Here is a 25,817-nt window from a genome sequence, read left to right on the forward strand (position 1 = left end):
CGATGCGGGCATTTTTGTTTACGTCGATCTATCGGCGAAACACGCCCCGATCACTGATCGTCGAAATACCGCTCATGCCAGTCCACCAGCGGTTGCGGCGAGTTGAGTTTCTGGCCGTAGATCACCGAGTAGGACAGCACGTTCTGTACGTACTGGCGGGTTTCGTCGAACGGGATGCTTTCCACCCACACGTCGAAGCTCAGGTGGTCGGCGCCACGCAGCCACTGGCGCACGCGGCCGGGGCCGGCGTTGTAGGCGGCGGAGGCGAGCACGCGGTTACCGTTGAACTGGCTATGCACCTGGCTCAGGTAAGCGGCGCCGAGCTGGATGTTTTTATCCGGATCGAGCACCTGCTGTGGCGAGGCCAATGGAATGCTGAACTTGCGCGCGGTTTCCTTGGCGGTGCCGGGCATCAGTTGCATCAGGCCGCTGGCGCCGACGCTGGAGCGGGCGTCGTCCATGAATGCACTTTCCTGACGGGTGATGGCGAACACCCAGCTCGAATGCAGGCCGCGCACCTTGGCTTCGCGCACCAGAGTGTCGCGGTGGGCCATCGGGAAGCGGATGTCCAGATCATCCCAGTACTGCGCCTGACTGATGGTGCGGATCGCCGGGAAATACCATTTCAGGTCGTAGGCCAGTTTCGCCTGGGCGACCATTTCGTCGCGGCTGAAATGCCGGCTGACGTGATACCACTCGCGGCGGCCGTCGACGATCTGCCCACGGGCGTGGAACTCCAGCGCACGACGCACGCCTGGGGTGTTGCGCACCTTGTTGATCAGCGCCTGACTGAGCACCAGCGGCTTGTTGTTCAGCGAGTACGGCGATTGCGAGCGGTCGGCGGCGAGGAAGCCGTAGAAATCCCGCTCCCGCGATAGATTTTTGTACAGCGTCTGCGCTTCCGGGTTTTGCGGTTGTGCCAGTTCCAGACTGCGGGCCTGCCAGTAGCGCCAGCGGTTGGTGGTCGCCAGATCCTGCGGCAGACGGCGGGTCAGTTGATAGGCGTCGTCCCAGCGCGCCAGGCGCAGCAGCAGTCGCAGGCGCCATTCGGACACGGTGTTGTCGCGCAGTTCCGGGTCGTACTTGGTCATCACATCCAGCGCGCGGCTGTCGAAACGCCGAGCGAGGGTCAGGCCGATTTCCCGGGCGATCGCGACTTTTTCATCGCGGGAGAAATGCATGCTGCTGGCATAACCGTCGAGCAGGGACATGGCCTTGTCCGGATCCTGACGCGCGAGGCGGCGCAGACCGAGGCTGACCACGTCCGACATCGGTTCATCGGCCGGCGTGAAACGCGACGGCTGATTGAGCAGTTCCGGTTTCTGCGCCACGTCCACCAGCAGGCGACCGCGCGGGGCGAGGGTGGTCAGGCCGTTGACCAGGCTGTTGGCCAGTGGGTAGTTGCGGTGCTGGGCGGCGAGTTTGGCGCGTTCCCAGCGTTTCTGTTCGGTCAACTGACCTTCGGCGGCCCACATGCCGAACAGCGCATCGCAGGCGGCGGGCTGGGATTTGCCGGTCAGCCAAAGCTTCTCGGCATTGGCGTAGCCCTCGGCCTTCTTGTTGTGGCTGATCTGGTACTGCGCGTTCAGGCAGTCGAGTTCGGTGAAATTCAGCTTGGGGTCGTAATACTTGACGAACGTCGCCCAGTCGCCGCGATCGGCCAGCCAGCGCAGCCAACGCAACTTCATCCAGTTGGCCTGGGGCAGGTCACCGTGTTCGGCGAGGAATTTTTCGATCTCCGCGTTGCTGGCGGTTTTCAGCCGGGCGGTCAGCTCGTCGTAAGCCAGGTATGGTTCCAGCGGATAATCGGCGAGGGCCTGGCTGTAACGGAAATACGGGCCGGTGTCGCCCTTGGCCAGGGCGCGCTTGGCTTCATCGTAATACTGGCGTTGGGTGGACAGGTCCACCGCCTGGGCGGATTGAACGGCAGCGGCGGAAAGCAGCAAACATGACAAAACACTGAAGAGGCGACTGCGCATGAGACATCCGGGCAGAGAAATCATGACAAGTGCCGGCCCAAAACCCGCACTGAATTGTCTGTAGCTTAGCCTTTTGCCAGCAGGCGGCGAAAGCTTTGCCGGCCTTGCAGCACAAGTTCGCAACAATTGTTGTGCAGAGTGCGTCAGCGGCGAAATTGCCGGCCTGCTCGGGCCCCGATTCAGGTAGAATGCGCGCCCGGTTTTTGGAGAAGCTCATGACCCTGCTCAAATTCAGCGATGTGTCCCTTGCATTCGGCGCGATGCCGTTGTTGGACAAGGTGTCCTGGCAGATCGCCCGTGGTGAGCGGGTGTGCATCATCGGCCGCAACGGCACTGGCAAATCCAGCATGATGAAACTGGTCAAGGGCGACCAGAAGCCTGATGACGGCTCGGTGTGGCGTGCCCCCGGTCTGAAAATCGGTGAATTGCCGCAAGAACTGCCGGTGGCCGACGAGCGGACTGTGTTCGACGTGGTTGCCGAAGGCCTCGATGGCGTTGGCGCCTTGCTCGCCGAATACCATCACCTGAGCCAGAACATCGTCACCGACGCCGATCTGGACAAGCTGATGCACGTCCAGCACGACCTCGAAGCCCGCGATGGCTGGCGCTTGCAGACTCTGGTCGATAGCACCCTGAGCCGCCTGCAACTGCCGGCCGACAAGACCCTCGCCGAACTGTCCGGCGGCTGGCGTCGTCGTGTGCTGCTGGCGCAGGCGCTGGTGTCCGAGCCGGATCTGCTGCTGCTCGACGAGCCGACCAACCACCTGGACATCGGTGCGATTGCCTGGCTTGAAGAAGCGCTGAAGGATTTCCAGGGCGCCGTGCTGTTCATCACGCACGACCGTTCCTTCCTGCAAAACCTCGCCACCCGCATCCTCGAACTGGATCGCGGTGGCCTGATCGACTGGAACGGCGACTACGCCAGTTTCCTCGTCCATAAAGAAGCCGCACTGGCCGCCGAAGAAACCGCCAACGCGCTGTTCGACAAGCGTCTGGCCCAGGAAGAAGTGTGGATTCGCCAGGGCATCAAGGCCCGTCGCACCCGTAACGAAGGCCGCGTACGTGCGCTGAAAGCATTGCGCGTGGAGCGCAGCGAGCGTCGCGAGCGCACCGGCAAGGCCAACATCCAGCTGGAAACAGCGGAGAAGTCCGGCAAGCAGGTGATGGTGCTGGATAACGTGAGCTTCGCGCATCCTGGCGGTCCGTTCCTGATCCGTGATTTCTCCATGGTGCTGCAGCGTGGCGACCGGATCGGTCTGCTCGGCGCCAATGGTACCGGCAAGACCACCCTGCTGAAACTGATGCTCAGCGGTCTGCAACCGACCAGCGGCAAAGTGGAAGAGGGCACCAAGATCGATGTGGCCTACTTCGACCAGTTGCGCCATCAGCTGGATCTGGAAAAGACCGTGATCGACAACGTCGCCGAAGGTCGCGACTTCATCGATATCGACGGCCAGAGCCGCCACGTGCTGAGCTACCTCGGCGACTTCCTGTTCAGCCCGCAGCGTGCCCGCACGCCGGTGAAGGCGTTGTCCGGTGGCGAGCGTGCGCGTCTGTTGCTGGCCAAATTGTTCAGCAAGCCGGCGAACCTGCTGGTACTCGACGAACCCACCAACGACCTCGACGTGGAAACCCTCGAGCTGCTCGAAGAAGTGCTGCTGACCTTCAACGGCACTGTGCTGATGGTCAGCCACGACCGGGCATTCCTCGACAACGTGGTCACCAGCACCCTGGTATTCGAAGGTGAAGGCAAGGTTCGCGAATACGTCGGTGGCTATCAGGACTGGATCCGTCAGGGCGGTTCGCCGCGACTGCTGGGCGTGACCGAAAGCAAATCCGGCAAGGCCGACCTGAATTCGGCGGTGGTCACTGCCGAACCGGCTCCGGTCGCTGCGCCGGTTGCTGCGGCCCCGGCTGCGAAGAAGAAGTTGAGCTACAAGCTTCAGCGCGAGCTGGAAGCGCTGCCGGGCGACATCGACGCTAAAGAACAGCAGATTGCTGCTGTCGAGGCTGAAATGGCCGAGGCCGGCTTCTATCAGCGTCCGCCGGCCGAGACGGCCAAGGTGATCGCTTCTCTGGAGCAGTTGCAGGCCGAGCTGGATGCACTGGTGGAGCGTTGGGCCGAGCTGGACGCCTGATTGTTTCAAGGCATGAAAAAGCCCGGCGTCCAGTGATGGGCGTCGGGCTTTTTTAGCTTTTCACAATTGCCTGGGATCAGCGCTTGACCAGATGCACCGCCAGCACATCGCAAGGTGCGCCGTGCAGCACGTCGTTGGCGGTCGAGCCCAGCAACAGCGCCAGACCATGCCGGCCATGGCTGCCGACCACGATCAGGTCGCATTGCTGTTCCTTGGCGAAATGGTGGATTTCCTGACGCGGCTGGCCGTAGGTCAGGTGGCAGTTGGCGCCTTCGAGCTCGGTGTACTTGTGCTTCAGGCGTTCAAGGCGTTCCTTGGCCTGATCGAATTGCTGTTGTTGCAGTTGTGACAGATCCATCGGTACGTCACCGCCGAAGGCCATGGCCATCGGTTCGACGATATGCACCAGCGACAGCTTGGCGCCATTGCTCACCGACAGCTCTCGGGCGCGGTGGATCACAGGGTCGCACTCTTCGGTCAGATCTACGGCGACCAGGATATGGTGGTAGGGCATGAGGTGCTCCTCGTGAGGGATCAATATTGTTAAGTATGGCTGGTTTCAAGCGCATTGGTTCCAAAGTGACGCAATGGGCTCATGACAAAACGGGAGTAGAGATATGACGGTCTGGCTGGTGGTGTCAATCCTGCTGGTGGTGTTGAGTCCGCTGGCGTGGTTGCGTCCGTCACGTGCACAGAGTGGCCGGATAGCCTTGCGCACTGAGGCTCGACGTATCGGTCTGGCCATGCAGCTGGCGCCTCAGGAGTGGCCGCACTGGATGTCTCAGGAGCCGCCAAACCCGTGCGCTCAATACCATCGGCCACGCCGAGGCAAGCAGCCGGCGCGCTGGACGTATTGGCAGAAATCCCCGGGGGTTTGGGTGAATCAGTGGCAGGAAGTTTGTGAGGATCCACTGCTGCTGAATCATTTCGAGAAATTGCCGGGCAACGTTTTCAAAGTCGAGGCGGACAAGCAGATGATCGCCCTCTATTGGGGCGAGAAGGGGGATGCGTCGGTTTTGCTGGATATTGATGCCACGCTGAAAGCGCTGGCATGACTTGCGGACTTTTCGCGCTGCAACGGTGCGAAACGTCCGGCAGACGCGCAATAAAAAGCCCGACATGATTCATCGGGCGGGGTTGGCCAGGCAGGCCGGAAATTCTTTTTGGCGTTGAACCGACGTCATCCGGTCAGCAAATCTGCGCCTGTTTTCCTTCGTAGTCCAGCCAGCGTAGCCTGTTAAACAAGGGTTGCGGTGAATTAGGGCGACTTTTCTAACTATTAATCTTATGAATGCCCTCACATGCAAGCGTGTGTGGCCGGGCTGCGTCCTACAGAAATGACCGCAAAGTCGAATTTCAACCCGTATTTAGGGCGATTGACAATTGTCGGAAATTCCGTGAAGGTGGCGTACCCAAATCAAACGGGCGTATGAATTGAGCGTTTGTATTGCAGACTGCTCCTACAGAATCCCGACTATCGCGTTGGCGGGTGTGCCGGGTGGATGAGTGTCAGCATCGACGAAAAAACGTCCTGCCGAGCCATTTGCCTGCGTCCGACGTGTACTGTTCAGCTTCCATATCGTGGAGATCAGTTGATGATTTACGAAGGTAAAGCCATCACGGTTAAAGCTCTTGAAAGTGGCATCGTCGAATTGAAATTCGACCTCAAGGGTGAGTCCGTCAACAAGTTCAACCGTCTTACCCTGAACGAACTGCGTCAGGCCGTAGACACCATCAAGGCAGATGCTTCGATCAAGGGCGTGATCGTCAGCAGTGGCAAGGACGTGTTCATCGTCGGCGCCGACATCACCGAATTTGTCGACAACTTCAAGCTGCCGGATGCCGAGCTGGTTGCTGGCAATCTCGAAGCCAACAAGATCTTCAGCGATTTCGAAGACCTCAACGTTCCGACCGTTGCCGCGATCAACGGCATCGCCCTGGGCGGCGGTCTGGAAATGTGCCTGGCAGCGGACTACCGCGTCATGTCGACCAAGGCCAAGATCGGTCTGCCGGAAGTCAAACTGGGCATCTACCCGGGCTTCGGCGGTACCGTGCGTCTGCCGCGCCTGATCGGTGCCGACAACGCCATCGAGTGGATCGCCGCCGGCAAGGAAAACCGTCCTGAAGACGCGCTGAAAGTCGGCGCCGTCGATGCCGTGGTTGCCCCTGAAAAACTGCAGGATGCCGCCCTTGAGCTGATCAAGCGCGCCGTCTCCGGCGAGTTCGACTACAAGGCCAAGCGCCAGCCTAAGCTGGAAAAGCTCAAGCTGAACGCCATTGAACAAATGATGGCTTTCGAAACCGCCAAAGGTTTCGTGGCTGGCCAGGCCGGCCCGAACTACCCGGCCCCGGTTGAAGCGATCAAGACCATCCAGAAAGCCGCGAACTTCGGTCGTGACAAGGCGCTGGAAGTCGAAGCCGCAGGTTTCGTGAAACTGGCCAAGACCTCTGCCGCGCAGAGCTTGATCGGTCTGTTCCTGAACGATCAGGAACTGAAGAAAAAGGCCAAGGCCTATGACGAAATCGCCAAAGACGTGAAGCAGGCTGCCGTACTGGGCGCCGGCATCATGGGTGGCGGTATCGCCTATCAGTCGGCTTCCAAAGGTACGCCGATCCTGATGAAGGACATCAACGAGCACGGCATCGAGCAAGGTCTGGCTGAAGCCGCCAAGCTGCTGGTCGGTCGCGTTGATAAAGGCCGCATGACCGCCGCGAAAATGGCTGAAGTGCTCAACGGCATTCGTCCTACGCTGTCCTACGGCGATTTCGGTCACGTCGACCTGGTCGTTGAGGCCGTGGTCGAGAACCCGAAAGTCAAGCAAGCCGTTCTGGCGGAAGTCGAAGACAAGGTCAAAGAGGACACCATCCTCGCGTCCAACACCTCGACCATTTCCATCAGCCTGCTGGCCAAGGCCCTCAAGCGTCCGGAAAACTTTGTCGGCATGCACTTCTTCAACCCGGTGCACATGATGCCGCTGGTGGAAGTGATCCGTGGCGAGAAGTCCAGCGAGCTGGCCATCGCCACCACCGTTGCCTACGCCAAGAAAATGGGCAAGAACCCGATCGTCGTCAACGACTGCCCGGGCTTCCTGGTCAACCGCGTACTGTTCCCGTACTTCGGCGGTTTCGCCAAACTGGTCAGCGCCGGTGTGGACTTCGTCCGTATCGACAAGATCATGGAAAAATTCGGCTGGCCGATGGGCCCGGCGTACCTGATGGACGTGGTCGGCATCGACACCGGCCACCACGGTCGCGACGTAATGGCTGAAGGCTTCCCGGACCGGATGAAGGACGACCGTCGTTCGGCCATCGACGTGCTTTACGAAGCCAAGCGTCTGGGTCAGAAGAACGGCAAGGGCTTCTACGCCTACGAGGCCGACAAGAAAGGCAAGCAGAAGAAAGTCGCCGATCCGTCGGTACTGGAAGTGCTCAAGCCGATCATCTACGAGCAGCGCGAAGTCACTGACGAAGACATCATCAACTGGATGATGATCCCGCTGTGCCTGGAAACCGTGCGTTGCCTGGAAGACGGCATCGTCGAAACCGCCGCCGAAGCCGACATGGGTCTGGTCTACGGTATTGGTTTCCCTCCATTCCGTGGCGGTGCGCTGCGCTACATCGACTCGATCGGTGTTGCCGAGTTCGTTGCCCTGGCCGACCAGTACGCTGATTTGGGCGCGCTGTACCACCCGACCGCGAAGCTGCGCGAAATGGCCAAGAACGGCCAGAGCTTCTTCGGTTAAGCGCCCCCAACTAGAGTGAGAGTGAACTTATGAGCTTGAATCCTAGAGACGTCGTGATTGTCGACTTCGGTCGTACTCCGATGGGCCGCTCCAAGGGCGGCATGCACCGCAACACCCGCGCCGAAGACATGTCGGCGCACCTGATCAGCAAACTGCTGGAACGCAACACCAAGGTCGATCCTGCCGAAGTCGAGGACGTGATCTGGGGCTGCGTCAACCAGACCCTGGAGCAAGGCTGGAACATCGCGCGCATGGCGTCGCTGATGACCCAGATCCCTCACACCTCGGCCGGCCAGACCGTCAGCCGTCTGTGCGGCTCGTCGATGAGCGCGCTGCACACTGCTGCGCAAGCGATCATGACCGGTAACGGTGACGTTTTCGTGGTTGGCGGCGTCGAGCATATGGGTCACGTAAGCATGATGCACGGTGTCGATCCGAACCCGCACATGTCCCTGTACGCGGCGAAAGCCTCGGGCATGATGGGCCTGACCGCTGAAATGCTGGGCAAAATGCACGGCATCACCCGCGAACAGCAGGACGCCTTTGGCGTGCGTTCCCACCAGTTGGCCCACAAGGCGACTGTGGAAGGCAAGTTCAAGGACGAAATCATCCCGATGCAGGGTTACGACGAGAACGGTTTCCTGAAAACCTTCGACTACGACGAAACCATTCGTCCGGAAACCACCCTGGAAAGTCTGGCGGCTCTGAAGCCGGCGTTCAATCCAAAGGGCGGCACCGTAACGGCCGGTACTTCGTCGCAGATCACCGATGGTGCTTCGTGCATGATCGTGATGTCGGCACAGCGTGCGCAAGACCTGGGCATCCAGCCTCTGGCCGTGATTCGCTCGATGGCGGTAGCGGGTGTGGACCCGGCCATCATGGGCTATGGTCCGGTACCGGCTACTCAGAAAGCACTGAAACGTGCCGGCCTGGGTATCAACGATATCGACTTCTTCGAGCTCAATGAAGCGTTCGCCGCACAGGCCCTTCCAGTGCTGAAAGACCTGAAAGTGCTCGACAAGATGAATGAGAAGGTTAACCTGCACGGCGGCGCGATCGCCCTGGGTCACCCGTTCGGTTGCTCCGGTGCCCGTATTTCCGGCACTTTGCTGAACGTGATGAAGCAGAATGGCGGCACCTTCGGGGTGGCCACCATGTGCATTGGCCTCGGCCAAGGCATCTCCACCGTCTTCGAACGCGTTTAAGCGTCTCGTCGATGGAAGCCGGGGCCAAGTGCCCCGGTTTTTGTTTTTGCGGATTTATTTTTGTTTTTATTTTGAAAAAATTTGAGTGAGGGCCGAAGCATGCCGATACAACCTGGGCTCTACCAACATTACAAAGGTCCGCAGTACCGCGTATTCAGTGTTGCGCGGCATTCCGAGACCGAAGAAGAAGTGGTCTTTTACCAAGCCCTGTATGGCGATTACGGCTTTTGGGTGCGTCCCTTGAGCATGTTCCTGGAGTCCGTCGAGGTTGACGGGGAGCAGGTCCCACGCTTTGCTTTGGTGCAAGCCGAACCGAGCCTTTTTTCGAAGCCGTAAGGCGAGTGCGCGCAAAACCCTGCGCTTGACCTCACCTTGTAGCCACTATATATAGCGGTGCCGCGTCAGGCGCCAACCGCCTTTCACTTCTAGAATTCAGGAATTTTCTGATCCATGGGCAAATCGCTGGTCATTGTGGAATCCCCGGCTAAGGCCAAGACCATCAACAAGTATCTGGGCAACCAATACGTGGTGAAGTCGAGTATCGGCCATATCCGAGACCTGCCCACCAGCGGTTCGGCTAGCGCCAGCAAGGAGCCTGCCGCCAAGCGCGGCAAGGCTGCTGCGGGCGAAGCGCCAGCGCTGTCGCCGAAAGAGAAGGCGCGCAAGCAGTTGGTCTCGCGCATGGGTGTCGATCCCGAGCATGGCTGGAAAGCCAAGTACGAGATCCTCCCGGGCAAGGAAAAGGTCATCGAAGAGCTGCGCCGGCTCGCCAAGGATGCTGACACCATCTATCTCGCAACCGACTTGGATCGCGAGGGGGAAGCCATTGCCTGGCACCTGCGCGAAGCCATCGGTGGTGACGACAGCCGCTACAAGCGCGTGGTGTTCAACGAAATCACCAAGAAGGCGATTCAGGAAGCCTTCTCGGAGCCGGGCGAACTCGACATTGATCGAGTGAACGCGCAGCAGGCCCGTCGTTTCCTCGACCGCGTCGTCGGCTACATGGTCTCGCCGCTGCTGTGGGCCAAGATCGCTCGTGGCCTGTCTGCCGGTCGCGTGCAATCGGTTGCCGTGAAACTGGTGGTGGAGCGTGAGCGTGAGATTCGTGCGTTCAACCCGGAAGAGTACTGGGAAGTGCATGCCGATCTCGGCACCGCCAAAGGTTCGACCGTGCGTTTCGAAGTGGCTCGCGAGAAAGGCGAAGCCTTCAAACCACTGAACGAAGCGCAGGCCACGGCCGCGCTGGAGAAGCTAAAATCCTCCAGCTACAGCATCGTCAAGCGTGAAGACAAGCCGACCAGCAGCAAACCGTCGGCACCGTTCATCACCTCCACACTGCAACAGGCCGCGAGCAACCGCTTGGGCTTCGGTGTGAAGAAAACCATGATGATGGCCCAGCGTCTCTACGAAGCTGGCTACATCACTTATATGCGTACCGACTCGACCAACCTCTCGGCTGATGCCGTGGCGATGGCGCGCGATTACATCGAAACCGAATTCGGCAAGAAGTACCTGCCAGAGTCGCCGAACGTCTACAGCAGCAAGGAAGGCGCACAAGAGGCTCACGAAGCGATTCGCCCTTCCGACGCCAACACCACGCCAGCCAAGCTGGCCGGCATGGAGCGCGACGCTGAGCGCCTCTACGAGCTGATCTGGCGCCAGTTCCTGGCTTGCCAGATGCTGCCGGCGCAGTACCTGTCGACTACCGTCAGCGTCGCTGCCGGCGACTTCGAGCTGCGCGCCAAGGGCCGCATTCTGAAGTTCGACGGTTACACCCGCGTGCTGCCGCAAATCACCAAGCCTGGCGATGACGACGTTTTGCCCGACATGGCGCAGGGCGACGTGATGAAGCTGATCAAACTCGATCCGTCCCAGCACTTCACCAAGCCGCCGGCCCGTTATTCGGAAGCCAGCCTGGTGAAGGAAATGGAAAAGCGCGGCATCGGTCGTCCTTCGACCTACGCAGCGATCATCTCGACCATTCAGGATCGCGGCTACGTGACCCTGCACAACCGTCGTTTCTATTCGGAAAAGATGGGCGACATCGTTACCGAGCGTCTGTCGGAAAGCTTCTCGAATCTCATGGACTACGGCTTCACCGCCGGCATGGAAGAGAATCTCGATGACGTGGCTCAGGGCGAGCGCGACTGGAAAAACGTGCTGGACGAGTTCTACGGCGACTTCAAGAAAAAACTCGAAGTGGCGGAGAATCCGGAAGCCGGCATGCGTGCAAACCAGCCGGTGATGACCGATATTCCATGCACTACTTGCGGCCGTCCAATGCAGATCCGTACTGCATCGACCGGCGTGTTTCTCGGCTGCTCGGGCTACAGCCTGCCGCCGAAAGAGCGCTGCAAGGCCACCGTCAACCTGGTGCCGGGCGACGAAATCGCGGCGGATGACGAGGGTGAGTCGGAATCCCTGGTACTGCGCGGCAAGCATCGCTGCCCGATCTGCAGCACGGCGATGGACGCCTACCTGCTCGACGAGAAGCGCAAGCTGCACATCTGCGGTAACAACCCGGATTGCGCCGGCTACGAGATCGAAGAGGGCAGCTATCGCATCAAGGGCTACGAAGGTCCGAGCCTGGAATGCGACAAGTGCGGCAGCGAGATGCAGCTCAAGACCGGCCGTTTCGGCAAGTTCTTCGGTTGCACCAATCCGACCTGCAAGAACACCCGCAAGCTGCTGAAGAGCGGTGACGCGGCGCCGCCGAAGATGGATCCGGTGAAGATGCCTGAGCTGAAATGCGAAAAGGTCAACGACACCTACATTCTGCGTGACGGTGCTTCCGGCCTGTTCCTGGCGGCTAGCCAGTTCCCGAAAAACCGCGAGACCCGTGCTCCGCTGGTGATCGAGATTCTGCCGCACAAGGACGAGATCGATCCGAAGTATCACTTCCTGTGTGAAGCGCCGCAGAAGGATCCGGATGGTCTGCCAGCCGTGATCCGCTACAGCCGCAAGACCAAGGAGCAATACGTTCAGACCGAAGTCGACGGCAAGCCGACAGGCTGGAAAGCGTTCTTTGACGGTGGCAAGTGGACGGTTGAAGACAAGCGTCCGGCGAAAGCCAAGGCTTGAGCAGGCGTTGATCTGAAGGTGTCCTGACTGGGCATCTTCAACACAAAAGGCCGCATGACAACCTTCGGGTTTTCATGCGGCCTTTTTGTTTAATGCTTGCGGTCGGATCGGCTGATCCATGACACTGTCCGGCCTGTGTGAAGCAATTATTTCGTTGTGGAGAGTGCCGACATGGCCCACGAGCTCTATACCCGTACCAATCAGAAGATCTATTTCGCGGGTTTGTCGCTGGAAGCGCTGGCCAGGGCCGAAGAGGGGCGGGCGATGAATTCGCTGGCGCTGATTCAGGCCGGGCGCGAATCCGCACTGTTTCATCTCTACGGTGCGTTGTTGGGGCTGTGTCATGAAATCGCCGGCTTCTACCGTCTGCCGCAAGCCAATGCGTCGCGGGCGGAAGCCTTGCTGACCCGCGAAGTGCTGGAGTCGATTGCCATTCCAGAGCTGGCGGAAATGATTGAGCTGGCAGGCAACCCGGAGACTTGGCTGGCTAAATTGCTGGCTGCGCACTCGGCGCTGTTTCAGCCACCACGGGTGCCACACAAACCGAAGGGCGATGTGACGCAGCCGTTGATTCAGACCGTGAATCTGGATGAAGAAGAGGTGGTTGAAGAGCTGAGCCGCGAAGAGCTCGAGAGCTGGCGGCAGAACCTCAAAGGGCTGGCGATTCGCTTCCGTGAAGGCTTGAACGAGTGCTGAGGAACTTTGGACTGGCGGCGACGAGAGGCGTGCTGCTGGTCAAGATCCCGAGCGAAGCCTGAATGATGTCTATATAATCCCTGCCTTTCGTGGAGAACAGACCTATATGCCAACGTCCTTTCTAGAAATTGTCGAGCTACCAGACGGCCGAATCGAACTGCGCAGAGCCGAGGACGAGGGTTCTCTGGTGACTCTGGATTTCTCCGAGGATGCCAAGGCGTTTCTGCAGGGCCAGCACGTTGAAATTGCCAAGGCGATGTTGAGCGTCGGCGTGCAAATGGCGGGGCGTATGGTTGAAGGCGAATTCGATAAGGATGAGGGGCCGCGGGTTCTTCATTGATCCGCTGTCTGTCAGTTACTGCTCCAGATCGGCTTCTCTATCCCTGGAGAAGCCCTGCGCTTTACATGGCGCGCATTGTTGCTGAATCACCCCAAACGAATGTTCAGGCTTTGAGCGTCCCCGGTGCGGGCGGCGCTGATCAGCTGTTGCCGTGACCCTGCGCTCAGTGTGTTCAGCCACGTGACGACCGTGTGGCTGCGGCCCAGGCGTAATGCTTCGCAGGCCAGTTGCTGGGCGCTTTGAGCGCCGCGCGGTTGTAACAGCAGGATGCGTTCGCGATTCAATCCTGCGTCCCGTAGCCAGGTCTGGGTCAGGCTGGCAGGCGGTGCAATCAGGGTCAGCCAGCGTGCGTCCTGATCCTCGCTCAGTTCGCGAAGAATCGGTGCCAGCAGGCTCAGGCAGTTCCCGGTCGCGCCGCGCAGTGACAGCTCGCTGAACGCTTCAGGTTCGGTATTCCACGGACGCTCGACGACATCTTTGAGGATGGGGGCGAGGGGCTGCGCCAGAAATGCCTCGAACAACGGCAGTTGTGTTTGCTGAGGTACGTGTGGGAACTGCATAAAGCCTCCTTTAGCGGCGGATTACGCCGACACTCAAGCCTTCGATCACCAGTTCCTGGTCTTTCAGGTTGACTTCGATAGGGGCGAACTCGGGGTTTTCGGCAATCAGCCAGACTTTGCTGCCGTCACGCTTGAAGCGTTTGACGGTAACTTCGTCGCCGATCCGCGCAACCACGATCTGACCGTTGCGCGCCTCGCGGGTGGTGTGAACCGCCAGCAGGTCGCCGTCGAAAATGCCGATGTCCTTCATGCTCATGCCGTGGACGCGCAACAGATAGTCGGCGCGTGGATGGAAGAAGGCGGGGTTGATGTTGCAGGACTCTTCGATGTGCTGCTGGGCGAGAATCGGCGCGCCGGCAGCCACTCGACCGATGATCGGCAGGGTGGATTCGTCGACCTTGGCTTCGAAGCCTGGGATGCGAATGCCGCGAGAGGCACCGGGAGTCATCTCGATTGCGCCTTTGCGAGCGAGCGCCTTGAGGTGCTCTTCGGCCGCGTTGGGCGATTTGAAACCCAGTTCCTGAGCGATTTCCGCACGGGTCGGCGGGTAGCCGTTGTCTTCGAGGCAGCGTTTGATAAAGGCCAGAATCTCGGCTTGGCGTGGCGTCAGCTTAAGCATATTGATCGCTCTGTCTTTTTATACAGTGACTGGGATTATATACAGTGAAGCAGTCTTGGCAATGATCGTTTTTTGCCATGCCGCCGGACGGTCAGTGACGACGCTGATTAATGTGGCGTCCTTGTTGTGGTTAAATAACTGACCGACCATTCCCAAAACGAACTGGCAGGCTTGACAAGGCATAGGCTGAAACGTATGTTTCAAACAAGTGTTTGTCAGGCGGAGTAGCCATGGCCCAGTCGGAAACCGTTGAACGCATTCTTGATGCTGCAGAACAGCTGTTCGCGGAAAAAGGTTTCGCTGAAACCTCATTGCGTCTGATCACCAGCAAGGCAGGGGTCAACCTCGCTGCGGTGAACTATCACTTCGGCTCGAAGAAGGCGCTGATCCAGGCGGTTTTCTCGCGCTTCCTCGGTCCGTTCTGCATCAGCCTCGACAAAGAGCTGGAGCGCCGCCAGGCCAAGCCAGAGAACAAGCCTTCGCTCGAAGAGCTGCTGGAAATCCTCGTCGAGCAAGCGCTGGTGGTTCAGCCACGCAGCGGCAACGATCTGTCGATTTTCATGCGCCTGCTCGGTCTGGCATTCAGTCAGAGCCAGGGCCACTTGCGCCGTTATCTGGAAGACATGTACGGCAAGGTGTTCCGTCGCTACATGCTCTTGGTGAACGAAGCCGCCCCGCGAATTCCTCCGATCGAACTGTTCTGGCGCGTGCACTTCATGCTCGGTGCCGCAGCATTCAGCATGTCGGGTATCAAAGCCCTACGCGCGATTGCCGAGACCGACTTCGGCGTCAACACCTCCATTGAGCAGGTGATGCGTCTGATGGTGCCGTTTCTGGCTGCCGGCATGCGTGCCGAAACCGGCGTCACCGACACGGCCATGGCCACCGCGCAGTTGCGACCACGCAGCAAGTCCGCACCGGTACCTGCCAAGGTTTAACCGTCCATGGGTGGGCGCGGCAGCTGACATCCGCTAAGCTAGCCGCCCATGTCGACTCTCGTTCTGAACCCGTTTCTCATTGAAATCACCGACCCGCCGGGCAATGCCTCAGGTGGTGATTTCGTGGGCGACGGGTTTTTCGTTTTCAAGGAATCTCTATGACTGCTGGCCTGCAAGGCTCGTTGATGGTGGACGTCGCCGGTACCTGGCTGACGGCCGAAGATCGCCAATTGTTGCGCCAGCCCGAAGTGGGCGGCCTGATCATTTTTGCCCGCAACATCGAGCATCCGCGCCAGGTGCGCGAGCTGAGCGCGGCGATCCGTGCCATTCGTCCGGACCTGCTGCTGGCGGTGGATCAGGAGGGCGGTCGCGTCCAGCGCCTACGTCAGGGCTTCGTCCGTTTGCCGGCCATGCGCGCCATTGCTGATAACCCGAACGCCGAGTATCTGGCCGAGCAGTGCGGCTGGATCATGGCCACCGAAGTGCTGGCGGTCGGCCTCGACCTGAGCTTCGCGCCGGTGCTGGATCTGGATTACCAGCGCAGCGCCGTCGTCGGCACCCGTTCGTTCGAAGGCGACCCGGAGCGCGCCGCGCTACTCGCCGGCGCTTTCATCAAAGGCATGAACAACGCCGGCATGGCCGCCACCGGCAAGCATTTCCCCGGCCACGGCTGGGCAGAAGCCGACTCCCACGTTGCAATCCCCAACGACGAGCGCAGCCTCGAAGAGATCCGCGCCAACGACCTCGTGCCGTTCGCCAGACTCAGCAAGCAACTGGCCGCCGTCATGCCGGCTCACGTGATTTATCCGCAAGTTGATGCGCAGCCCGCCGGATTCTCCCGGCGCTGGTTGCAGGACATCCTGCGCGGCGAGCTGCAGTTCGACGGCGTTATCTTCAGCGATGACCTGTCGATGGCCGGCGCGCACGTAGTTGGCGACGCCGCCAGCCGTATCGAAGCGGCACTCAGTGCCGGTTGTGACATGGGCCTGGTGTGCAACGATCGCGCGGCCGCCGAACTGGCCCTGAGCGCCGCGCAGCGCATTAAGGTCAAGCCGTCGCCGCGTATCGCACGTATGCGCGGTCAGGCGTTCGCCAACACCGAATACCGTCAGGATCCGCGCTGGCTGACCGCTGTCGGCGCGCTCAAAGACGCTCAACTGATCGATTAAGGATTTTTCGTTATGACGGTTTACGCAATCATCGGCGGCACTGGCCTGACCCAGCTGGAAGGCCTGAGCATTCGTCAGTCGCTGGCGGTGGACACGCCTTATGGCGCGCCATCGGCCGAGGTTCAGATTGGTGAGTACGCCGGCAAGGAAGTGCTGTTCCTCGCTCGTCACGGTCACCCGCATCGCTTCCCGCCGCACAAGGTCAACTACCGCGCCAACCTGTGGGCGTTGAAGCAGGCCGGAGCCGAAGCGATCATCGCGGTCAACGCCGTGGGTGGGATTCATCCTGCAATGGGCACCGGACATTTCTGCGTGCCGCATCAGATCGTGGACTACACCAGCGGTCGCGAGCACACCTATTTCGCCGATGACCTGGAACATGTCACACACATCGACTTCAGCTTTCCCTACAGCGAACCGCTGCGTCAGCAACTGATTGCTGCATTGGCCGCTGAAGGTTGCGAGTACAGCGATCAGGGCGTTTACGCCTGCACACAGGGCCCGCGTCTGGAAACCGTGGCCGAGATCGTGCGTCTGGAGCGTGACGGCTGCGACATCGTCGGCATGACCGGCATGCCGGAAGCGGCGCTGGCCCGTGAGCTGGATCTGGATTACGCCTGCCTGTCTCTGGTGGTGAACCCGGCGGCGGGCAAGACCACTGAAGTGATCACCATGGCCGAGATCGAGCAGGCATTGCACGATGGCATGGGCAAGGTGAAGTCGACGCTGGCGCGCGTACTCAAGGGCTGATTCTGGCTCCGCAATGACTTGAATGAAAAGCGCTGAGGATCTCAGCGCTTTTCAAACTTGTCCGGCAACGGCGCAAACAGTGCCTCGATATCATCACTCTGCAGCTTCCAGTCCCCGGCCTTGCGCCCATCCAGCACGCCGGCCGCCAGGTCGGACTTTTCCTTCTGCAGAAGCTGAATTTTCTCCTCGACCGTGCCCCGGGCAATCATCTTGTAGACAAACACCGGCTTCTCCTGACCAATACGATACGCGCGGTCGGTTGCCTGATTCTCGGTCGCCGGGTTCCACCACGGGTCGTAGTGAATCACCGTATCCGCTTCCGTCAGGTTTAGACCCACACCACCAGCCTTCAGGCTGATGAGAAAGATCTGACGCTTGCCGCTCTGGAATTCCTTCACAGGCGTTCGCCGATCCCGAGTCTGTCCCGTCAGCAGCGCATAGGCGACATTGCGTTTTTTCAGCTCGTCCTCGATCAGTGACAACATCGACGTGAACTGCGAGAACAGCAGAATCCGCCGGCCTTCCTCAAACAACTCCTCGAGCATTTCCATCAGGCTGTCGAGCTTGCCCGATGTGCTGCCGCGAGCGGGCAGGGTGGCGTCGTTGACCAGGCGCAAGTCGCAGCAGACCTGCCGCAGCTTGAGCAATGCCTCGAGAATGATGATCTGGCTGCGCGCCACACCTTTGCGAGTGATCTCGTCGCGAACCTTCTTATCCATCGCCAGACGCATGGTTTCGTATACGTCGCGCTGGGCCTCGTTGAGCTCGACCCAATGGATGATCTCGGTTTTCGGCGGCAGTTCGGTCGCAACCTGTTCCTTGGTGCGGCGTAGCAGGAATGGTTTGATCCGGCCGTTGAGGTGCTGAAGTCTGACTTCGCTCGCGCGCTTTTCGATCGGCACGCGGTAATCGGCGTTGAAGCTTTTGACGTCGCCGAGCCAGCCGGGCAGCAGGAAGTGAAACAGCGACCACAGTTCGCCCAGGTGATTTTCCAGTGGCGTCCCGCTCAGGCACAGGCGCTGGCGTGCATTGAGTTCACGGGCAGCCTGGGCGGCTTTGCTGTTCGGGTTCTTGATGTACTGCGCTTCGTCGAGCACCAGTACGTGCAGCGGCTGCTGGGCCAGACGCTCGACATCCTTGGGCAGCAGCGCATAGGTCGTGAGGATCAGGTCGTAGTCGGCCAGATGCTCGAAATGCTTTTTACGGCTGGCACCGTACAGCGCGACAACCTTGAGCTGTGGCGTGAAGTGCGCCGCTTCGTCGAGCCAGTTGGGAATCAGGCTGGTGGGCATTACCACCATGCACGGCCGATCCAGACGCCCGGCGTTCTTTTCGCTGAGAATATGCGCCAGTGTCTGTAGGGTTTTGCCCAGGCCCATGTCGTCCGCGAGAATCCCGCCGACTTCAAGTTGTCGCAGCGACTGCATCCAGCTCAAGCCTTCGAGCTGATAAGGACGCAGCGTCGCATTCAACCCCTTCGGTGCTTTGGCACTGTAATCGCGGATATCACGCAAGCGCTGGGCGAAGCTGCGAATCTGCTCGCCACCCTCCCACAGCAGCGGAATACCTTCCAGCGAATTCAGGCGCGTGGCGTCGGCCTTGCTCAGGCGCAGGGTGGTTTCGCCCGGCTCCTGCAGATAGAACTCGCCAAGGGTCGCCAGTACCGGTTTCAGCCGGCCGAGGGGCAGGGCGACTTGCAACGGTCCGTGCTCGCTGTTGCGTTGCGGGATGTTCACCAGAATCAGCTCATCGTCGCGACGGCGGGCGAGACGTTCCGGATTAAGTATTTCCGTGTGCGAGCGCATCAGGTTGAGCAGGATCGGCAGCAGGCTCAGGCGCTCACCGTTGACGATGATCCCCAGCTCCAGATCGAACCAGTCGCGTTCCGGCGTCTGCTCGACAGTGGCGTACCAGTCGTCGACGGCGGTCAGGTCGAAACCGAATTCATCGTCGACCAACAGCTCCCAGCCTTGGGTGCGCAGTTTCGGCAGATCGTTGAGGGTGAACGTCAGCCACGCGCTGTCGTTGACCATCTCGTAGAGTTCGCCGGCGCTTTCCGGCAGGGCCTTGCTCTGCCGGGTGGCGATGCGGAAGCCGAGAATTCGCAGCTGCTCGCGGTAGCTTTGTTCGACGTCCGGGTGGCGTTTGACCCGCAAGGTCTGGGCTTCCTGGCGAATCAGAATGTCGCTGTTCTTCTGGCCGCTGACGTATTCGTCGAGATAGCTGAAGGACAGCGCCGCACGGTGCTGGATGTAGCGCTGCATCTTGCCGTTGCGCGGTTCGAACGCGCTGAATTCGACGCTGGCCAGCCACAGGCGTGGCACCGGTTGCACGTTGTCCACCAGCACTTGCGGTGGCGCCTTCGGGCTGCGGTTTTCGAGGACGGCCTGGAGTTTTTCCAGCAGTTCGGCGTCTTTGGCGGCGGCGGGGTATTCGAGGGTTTCCTGCACTTGCAGCAATACCGCCGCACAGTGTTTGCAGTTGCTGTGGACTGGGCAGGTGCAGGTGGCGTCGACCATCAGCAGCGTGCCTTTGGCTGACTCGCGCAGATGAATCGTCTGACGGTAGACGTTACCGCCAGAGCCTTCGCAGCTGGCGGTAATGGTCGCGTCGCCGACCTGTACGAATCGCACCCGGTTTTCCAGCGCGTAGCGGCGGCCACGCTCCAGGCTTTGTTCCTTGAATCGGCTGACCCAGGAGGAGGCCAGCGGTTTACTCAGTGGCGGGGGCATAAGGACTTCGATCAGTCCGGAACGACTTCAGGCGCTTCCCGAGGCGCGGGCGCCGTCAGTGAAGTGATCTTGATCAGCAGGGCCAGATGACCGTTGTCGAGGTAGTTGAGTTGGCCGTTCTTGGTGTGGCTGTCCTGTTTCAGGCGCTCGCTGGCGGTGACCATGCCGTTGGCGTCGATCTGATTGACCCAGAAGTCGGCGTTCACGTCGGTGAAGCGCCCGAGCTTCATTTCAATCGTGCCTTCGATGGGGAACTGGCCGAACTGCTCCTGACCTTCGCTGACCGCAACTTTGGCCGGTGTCTCGCCCAGCGTCTGTTGCCAGGCTTTGTGCATCAGCACGCTGTACTCGCCGCTGGCGGTGAGTTTGGTCACAACATCGTTCAGCGCCGGGGTGCGTTTGCTGTCATCGCCCAAACGCTGAGCGCCAGCCGCCCAGTCTTCCGGTGCAGCGCGGCTGACAATCGCCGGCACGGCGTTCTGGCGTACCAGAATCATTTCGACCTGATAGAGGTCATCGGCAAACGCCGTAGGTGCCACCAGAGTCAGTAGCAAAGTCAGAGAGCGAAACAGGCGCATGCGGCGTCCTTCAAGCAGTTTTCGGGATGAGGCGCTCGAACAGCGCCTCCACAGTATTAAAGCGCTCTTCCGGGCGCTCCATCGGCACCTGGAACTTGAACATCGTGGCGCCTTCGAATTTGTAGCGTTTTGGCTGGCTCTGGATCAGTTTGATCAGGGTCATCGGATCGACCGGCGTCTGCGCCGCGAACTCGATGCGCCCGCCTTGCGGGCCGCCATCGACTTTCTTGATGCCCAGCTGTTCGGCCTGCAATTTCAGCGCCGTGATGCGCACCAGATTCTTGGTCGGCTCCGGCAGCAGGCCAAAGCGGTCGATCATCTCGACTTGCAGATCCTTCAGGCCTTCCTCGTCGGTGGCCGAAGCGATGCGCTTGTACAGGATCAGGCGTGCATGCACGTCCGGCAGATAATCTTCCGGAATCAGCGCCGGCACCCGCAGGTTGACCTCCGGGCCACCGCCGAGCGGTTGATCGAGGTTCGGCTGTTCGCCCTTGCGGATCGATTTCACCGCGCGCTCGAGCATTTCCATGTACAGCGTGAAACCCACGGCCTGAATCTGACCGCTCTGGCCGTCGCCCAGCAGTTCGCCGGCGCCACGGATTTCCAGGTCGTTGGTGGCCAGCACGAAGCCAGCGCCCAGATCCTGAGTATTGGCAATCGCCTCCAGGCGTTTTTCCGCATCGCCAGTGATTTGCTGGCGCGGCGGGGTCAGCAGGTAGGCGTAAGCCTGGTGGTGGCTACGACCAACGCGACCGCGCAGCTGGTGCAGCTGCGCCAGACCGAACTTGTCGGCACGCTCGATGATGATGGTGTTGGCGCTCGGCACGTCGATGCCGGTCTCGATGATGGTCGAGGCGATCAGCACGTTGAAGCGCTTGTGGTAGAAGTCGCTCATCACCTGTTCGAGTTCGCGTTCACGCATCTGCCCGTGGCCGATGCCGATCCGCGCTTCCGGCACCAGTTCGGCCAGCTCGGCGGCGCATTTCTCGATGGTTTTCACGTCGTTGTGCAGGTAGTAAACCTGACCACCGCGCAGCAGCTCACGCAGCAAGGCCTCTTTGACCGTGCTCTTGTTCTGCTCCATGACGAAGGTGCGCACCGACAGGCGTCGCGCCGGCGGCGTGGCGATGATCGACAGGTCGCGCATGCCCGACACTGCCATGTTCAGCGTGCGCGGAATCGGCGTGGCGGTCAGTGTAAGAATGTCGACTTCGCTGCGCAGGGCCTTGAGCTGTTCCTTCTGACGGACGCCGAAACGGTGCTCTTCGTCGATGATTACCAGCCCGAGGTTTTTGATTTTGACGTCGTCCTGCAGCAGCTTGTGCGTGCCGATGACGATGTCGATATTGCCTTCGGCCAGTTGGGCCACCGCAGCGTTCACTTCCTTGGCCGACTTGAAGCGGCTCATCACTTCCACGGTCACCGGCCAGTCGGCGAAGCGGTCGCGGAAGCTGTTGTAATGCTGCTGGGCGAGCAGGGTGGTCGGCACCAGGATCGCCACTTGCTTGCCGCCGTGTACCGCTATGAACGCAGCGCGCATGGCCACTTCGGTCTTGCCGAAACCGACGTCGCCGCAGACCAGGCGATCCATCGGTTTCGGCGAAAGCATGTCCTCGCGCACGGCTTCGATAGTGGATTGCTGGTCCGGGGTTTCTTCGAACGGGAAACCGGCGCTGAAGGTTGCGTAATCGGCCTTCGGATCGGCAAACGCATAACCTTCGCGGGCGGCGCGACGGGCGTAGATGTCGAGCAATTCGGCAGCCACGTCGCGGACCTGTTCGGCGGCCTTGCGCTTGGCTTTCTGCCAGGTCTCGGAGCCGAGGCGGTGCAACGGAGCCAGCGCATCGTCGCTGCCGGTGTAACGGGCGATCAAATGCAGGTTGGCCACCGGCACGTAAAGCTTGGCGTTCTCGGCGTATTCGAGGGTCAGGAATTCGGCGGCCTGATTGTCGATTTCCAGAATCGTCAGGCCGAGATAGCGACCGACGCCGTGGTCGATGTGCACCACCGGCGCGCCTTCGCGCAGCTCGGTGAGGTTCTTGATCACCGCATCGTTGTTGGCGTCGGCGCGTTTTTCGCGGCGGCGACGCTGCATCACGCGCTGGCCGAACAGCGGACTTTCCGCGACCAGTGCCAGCGCCGGGTCGTCGAGCATCAGGCCTTCGTCGAGCGGGGCGATGGTGATCGCCAGGCGATCCTTGCTCGCGACAAAGTCCGGCCAGCTGTCGACGGTTTTCGGTCGCAGCTTCAGGCGATCCAGCAGCTCCAGCAGCACCTCGCGACGACCGGCGGATTCGGCGGTAAACAGCACGCGTCCGGGAAATTCGTCGAGGAATGCCGAGAGCGCGGCCAGCGGCTGGGTAGCCTTGGCTTCGATCGCCAGATTCGGCAGCGCCTGCGCCGGGAAGCGTTCGCGGCCGGCACCGGTTTCAACGTCCTGCTGGCTGGCGACCACACGCGGCCAGTTCTTCAGGCGGGCAAAGCAGTCTTCCACCGGCAGGAACAGTTCGGCCGGCGGCAATAAAGGACGCGAAGGATCGACGCGGCGCTCTTCATAACGATTGCGTACGTCGTTCCAGAAGTTTTCCGCCGCCTGCTCGATGCCCGGCAGCGAAAACACTTGGGTGTCCTGTGGCAGGTAATCAAACAGGGTCGAGGTTTCTTCGAAGAACAGCGGCAGGTAGTACTCGATACCCGCCGGCGTGATGCCGCTGCTCAGGTCCTGAAAGATCGGGCAGCGACGGAAGTCGACGTCGAAACGCTCGCGAAAGCGCGCCTTGAAGCGGGTGACCGCGTCTTTCTGCAGCGGGAATTCCTTGGCCGGCAGCAGCTTGACCGAATCGACCTTGTCGATGGAACGCTGGTTTTCCGGATCAAAGGTGCGCAGAGTTTCGATTTCGTCGTCGAACAGATCGATGCGATAGGGCAGTTTGCTGCCCATCGGGAACAGGTCGATCAGTGCGCCACGCACCGTGAACTCGCCGTGCTCGTAGACCGTGTCGACGTAGCGATAGCCACTGGCTTCGAGCCGCGAGCGCATTTGCTCGACATCGAGTTTCTGCCCGACATCCAGTACCAGGCTGCTGCCGAGCAGGAATTTGGTCGGCGCCAGACGATGCAGGGCGGTGGTGATTGGCACCACCAGCACGCCATGTTCCAGCTCCGGCAGTCTATAAAGGCTGGCGATGCGCTGGGAGATGATGTCCTGGTGCGGCGAAAACAGGTCGTAGGGCAGGGTTTCCCAGTCGGGGAAATGCAGCACCGGCAAATCCGGGGCGAAGAAGCTCAGCTCCTGCTCCAGCCGTTCGGCACTTTGGCTGTCGGCGGTCAAAAGCAGCGTGAAGCGCTTGGCAGCGCTGGCAGCCTCGGCAATCGCCAGGCTCAGGGCGGCACCGGGGAGGTTGCCCCAGTGCTGTTTACCTGCCGCGGCAGGGAGAAGCGGTAGACGCAGAACAGGCACGGAAGGTTGAGCTCCAGGCGTTGCGACAAAGTCGGTAATTGTAGCGGCGTCCGGTGCCGCCTGTCAGTTGCAGGATGCGTCTATCTGCGCTGTTTCGAAAAAATGTAGTGGTAACCATAAAAACCAGCGCTTTTTTTACGGTTATGTAGTGCCAAATGTTGGTGGTGTTACGGAGGGTTACAGACATCGTCTAACAGTCGTCGAAAAAATGGCTGCGCTGGAAGCCCCGGTTTTACTGGGCTGGCGGGGAGCGTTATTTTTTTGGACGGATTTTTGTTACCGATTGCGCGACAAGCGCGCATTGCTACAAGAGGTTCTCGGCGGCATAATGTAGCCCCTTTTTTCTGCCCCTACATGTGGAAGGTTACCGTGACTCAGAAGCCCGACCAGTGTCTTGGTGAATGGATCGACCGTGAAGCACTCGCAGAAGCGATGATTCCGCTTATCGGTCAGCTCTACCGCAACAACAACGTGGTGAGCTCGATCTATGGCCGCAGCCTGATCAACCAGTCTGTCATCGCGATTCTCAAAGCTCACCGCTTTGCTCGCCACCGTTCTGCCGACGACAGCGAACTCTCCGTCCACGAAACATTCCCACTGCTCAAGGCCATGAGCGAGCTCAAGCTCGGCGCGGCCTCGGTAGATCTGGGCAAGCTGGCGTACAAATTCCGCAACGAAGGCAACGGTCGTACCGCCGAGCAGTTCGTTCGCGAAGAAATGGCTGACGTGGTTGGCCAGCAAAACGCTTCGGCACGCAAGGGCACCGACGTTGTTCTGTACGGCTTCGGTCGTATTGGCCGTCTGCTGGCGCGTATCCTGATCGAGAAAACCGGTGGCGGCGACGGCCTGCGTCTGCGTGCCATCGTGGTGCGCAAGGGCGCCGAAAACGACCTGACCAAACGCGCCAGCCTGCTGCGTCGCGATTCGGTACATGGTTCGTTCAACGGCACCATCACCATCGATGAAGAAAACAACACCATCACCGCCAACGGCAACCTGATCCAGGTTATCTACGCGAAGAACCCTACCGAAGTGGATTACACCCAGTACGGCATCAAAGATGCGCTGCTGGTGGACAACACCGGTGTATGGCGTGATGCCGATGGCCTGGGCCAGCACTTGCAGTGCCCGGGTATCGACCGCGTTGTTCTGACCGCGCCTGGCAAAGGCAAGCTGAAGAACATCGTTCACGGTATCAACCACAACGAAATCACTGCTGACGACAAGATCGTGTCCGCCGCTTCCTGCACCACCAACGCCATCGTGCCGGTGCTGAAAGCCGTGAATGACAAGTTCGGCATCATCAACGGTCACGTCGAAACCGTTCACTCGTACACCAACGACCAGAACCTGATCGACAACTTCCACAAGGGCGATCGCCGTGGCCGTAGCGCCGCGCTGAACATGGTGATCACCGAGACCGGTGCTGCCACCGCTGCTGCCAAGGCCCTGCCTGAGCTGGCCGGCAAGCTGACCGGTAACGCGATCCGTGTTCCGACGCCGAACGTGTCGATGGCCATTCTCAACCTGAACCTTGAGAAAGCCGCCTCTCGTGAAGAGATGAACGAGTACCTGCGCTACATGGCGCTGCACTCCGATCTGCACAAGCAAATCGACTTCGTCAACTCGCAGGAAGTGGTTTCGACCGACTTCGTGGGCTCGCGCCACGCCGGTGTGGTCGATGCTGAAGCGACCATCGTTCAAGACAACCGCGTTGTTCTGTACGTCTGGTACGACAACGAGTTCGGCTACAGCTGCCAGGTGATCCGCGTGATGGAAGACATGGCCGGTGTAAACCCGCCAGCGTTCCCGCGCTAAGCTTTAGCTGC

General features: G+C 60.1%; 19 protein-coding genes. 12 read left to right on the forward strand and 7 right to left on the reverse strand.

The genetic code is table 11. The features are described 5' to 3' along the window. Positions 1 to 50: 50 nt before the first annotated feature. On the reverse strand, positions 51 to 1,979 hold the full coding sequence (locus tag L6D82_RS24930; RefSeq protein ID WP_236191860.1) for a transglycosylase SLT domain-containing protein: 1,929 nt from the start codon (positions 1,977 to 1,979) through the stop codon (positions 51 to 53). A 215-nt stretch (positions 1,980 to 2,194) separates the two neighbouring features. Here L6D82_RS24930 and L6D82_RS24935 point away from each other — a divergent pair, with 215 nt between their 5' ends. Further along, complete coding sequence (locus L6D82_RS24935; protein WP_011335198.1) at positions 2,195 to 4,117, forward strand: ATP-binding cassette domain-containing protein; 1,923 nt, start codon at positions 2,195 to 2,197, stop codon at positions 4,115 to 4,117. A 76-nt stretch (positions 4,118 to 4,193) separates the two neighbouring features. Here the strand turns inward: L6D82_RS24935 and L6D82_RS24940 are convergent, their stop codons facing one another. Continuing rightward, a complete protein-coding gene (locus tag L6D82_RS24940) occupies positions 4,194 to 4,631 on the reverse strand; it encodes a universal stress protein (protein ID WP_011335197.1) in 438 nt (145 codons plus the stop codon). A gap of 103 nt (positions 4,632 to 4,734) precedes the next feature. Between L6D82_RS24940 and L6D82_RS24945 the strand changes: the two genes are divergently transcribed. The 7 genes from L6D82_RS24945 to L6D82_RS24975 all read left to right on the forward strand — a co-directional run bounded on the left by L6D82_RS24945 (position 4,735) and on the right by L6D82_RS24975 (position 13,182). Then, entirely contained in the window at positions 4,735 to 5,172 is a 438-nt protein-coding gene (locus L6D82_RS24945; RefSeq protein ID WP_236191861.1) for a hypothetical protein, read from the forward strand. Positions 5,173 to 5,712: 540 nt separating this feature from the next. Beyond that, entirely contained in the window at positions 5,713 to 7,860 is a 2,148-nt protein-coding gene (fadB, locus tag L6D82_RS24950; RefSeq protein ID WP_085748341.1) for a fatty acid oxidation complex subunit alpha FadB, read from the forward strand. A 29-nt stretch (positions 7,861 to 7,889) separates the two neighbouring features. Then, the gene (gene fadA, locus L6D82_RS24955; RefSeq protein ID WP_007953060.1) at positions 7,890 to 9,065 is read left to right on the forward strand and encodes an acetyl-CoA C-acyltransferase FadA; all 1,176 of its coding nucleotides are present in this window, start codon (positions 7,890 to 7,892) and stop codon (positions 9,063 to 9,065) included. 99 nt (positions 9,066 to 9,164) lie between these two features. Next, entirely contained in the window at positions 9,165 to 9,401 is a 237-nt protein-coding gene (locus L6D82_RS24960; protein ID WP_007953059.1) for a DUF1653 domain-containing protein, read from the forward strand. 114 nt (positions 9,402 to 9,515) lie between these two features. Next, positions 9,516 to 12,146, forward strand: a complete 2,631-nt coding sequence (topA, locus tag L6D82_RS24965; RefSeq protein ID WP_007953057.1) for a type I DNA topoisomerase — start codon at positions 9,516 to 9,518, stop codon at positions 12,144 to 12,146. 171 nt (positions 12,147 to 12,317) lie between these two features. Next, complete coding sequence (locus tag L6D82_RS24970; RefSeq protein ID WP_085748342.1) at positions 12,318 to 12,842, forward strand: DUF6586 family protein; 525 nt, start codon at positions 12,318 to 12,320, stop codon at positions 12,840 to 12,842. A gap of 106 nt (positions 12,843 to 12,948) precedes the next feature. Continuing rightward, on the forward strand, positions 12,949 to 13,182 hold the full coding sequence (locus L6D82_RS24975; RefSeq protein WP_007953047.1) for a hypothetical protein: 234 nt from the start codon (positions 12,949 to 12,951) through the stop codon (positions 13,180 to 13,182). A gap of 86 nt (positions 13,183 to 13,268) precedes the next feature. On the opposite strand, the gene sulA is transcribed toward L6D82_RS24975, so the two are convergent. After that, complete coding sequence (gene sulA / locus L6D82_RS24980) at positions 13,269 to 13,742, reverse strand: SOS-induced cell division inhibitor SulA (protein WP_085748343.1); 474 nt, start codon at positions 13,740 to 13,742, stop codon at positions 13,269 to 13,271. A 10-nt stretch (positions 13,743 to 13,752) separates the two neighbouring features. Further along, the gene (lexA, locus tag L6D82_RS24985; RefSeq protein ID WP_007953044.1) at positions 13,753 to 14,361 is read right to left on the reverse strand and encodes a transcriptional repressor LexA; all 609 of its coding nucleotides are present in this window, start codon (positions 14,359 to 14,361) and stop codon (positions 13,753 to 13,755) included. A 230-nt stretch (positions 14,362 to 14,591) separates the two neighbouring features. Here lexA and psrA point away from each other — a divergent pair, with 230 nt between their 5' ends. From psrA to L6D82_RS25000, 3 genes are all read left to right on the forward strand, one after another. After that, on the forward strand, positions 14,592 to 15,299 hold the full coding sequence (psrA, locus tag L6D82_RS24990) for a transcriptional regulator PsrA (RefSeq protein WP_085613122.1): 708 nt from the start codon (positions 14,592 to 14,594) through the stop codon (positions 15,297 to 15,299). A 170-nt stretch (positions 15,300 to 15,469) separates the two neighbouring features. Then, positions 15,470 to 16,468, forward strand: coding sequence for a beta-N-acetylhexosaminidase (nagZ, locus tag L6D82_RS24995; protein ID WP_236191887.1), 999 nt, complete (start codon positions 15,470 to 15,472; stop codon positions 16,466 to 16,468). A gap of 12 nt (positions 16,469 to 16,480) precedes the next feature. Continuing rightward, positions 16,481 to 17,218 carry an S-methyl-5'-thioinosine phosphorylase gene (locus tag L6D82_RS25000; protein WP_007953033.1) on the forward strand — a complete coding sequence of 246 codons (738 nt, stop codon included), beginning with the start codon at positions 16,481 to 16,483 and terminating at the stop codon, positions 17,216 to 17,218. 41 nt (positions 17,219 to 17,259) lie between these two features. On the opposite strand, the gene L6D82_RS25005 is transcribed toward L6D82_RS25000, so the two are convergent. From L6D82_RS25005 to mfd, 3 genes are read right to left on the reverse strand one after another with little or no spacing between them, the layout of a single operon-like run. Then, positions 17,260 to 19,950 (reverse strand): DEAD/DEAH box helicase, encoded by a 2,691-nt coding sequence (locus tag L6D82_RS25005; RefSeq protein WP_134022739.1) that lies wholly within the window; start codon positions 19,948 to 19,950, stop codon positions 17,260 to 17,262. An 11-nt stretch (positions 19,951 to 19,961) separates the two neighbouring features. Further along, the gene (locus L6D82_RS25010) at positions 19,962 to 20,528 is read right to left on the reverse strand and encodes a CsiV family protein (protein ID WP_007953029.1); all 567 of its coding nucleotides are present in this window, start codon (positions 20,526 to 20,528) and stop codon (positions 19,962 to 19,964) included. Between the two features lie 10 nt (positions 20,529 to 20,538). Continuing rightward, the gene (mfd, locus tag L6D82_RS25015; protein ID WP_236191862.1) at positions 20,539 to 23,988 is read right to left on the reverse strand and encodes a transcription-repair coupling factor; all 3,450 of its coding nucleotides are present in this window, start codon (positions 23,986 to 23,988) and stop codon (positions 20,539 to 20,541) included. A gap of 354 nt (positions 23,989 to 24,342) precedes the next feature. Between mfd and L6D82_RS25020 the strand changes: the two genes are divergently transcribed. Beyond that, entirely contained in the window at positions 24,343 to 25,806 is a 1,464-nt protein-coding gene (locus L6D82_RS25020; RefSeq protein WP_007953026.1) for a glyceraldehyde-3-phosphate dehydrogenase, read from the forward strand. Positions 25,807 to 25,817 lie beyond the last annotated feature (11 nt).

The sequence above is a fragment of the Pseudomonas paraglycinae genome (assembly GCF_021601625.1).
GTDB classification, from domain to species: Bacteria; Pseudomonadota; Gammaproteobacteria; order Pseudomonadales; family Pseudomonadaceae; genus Aquipseudomonas; species Aquipseudomonas paraglycinae.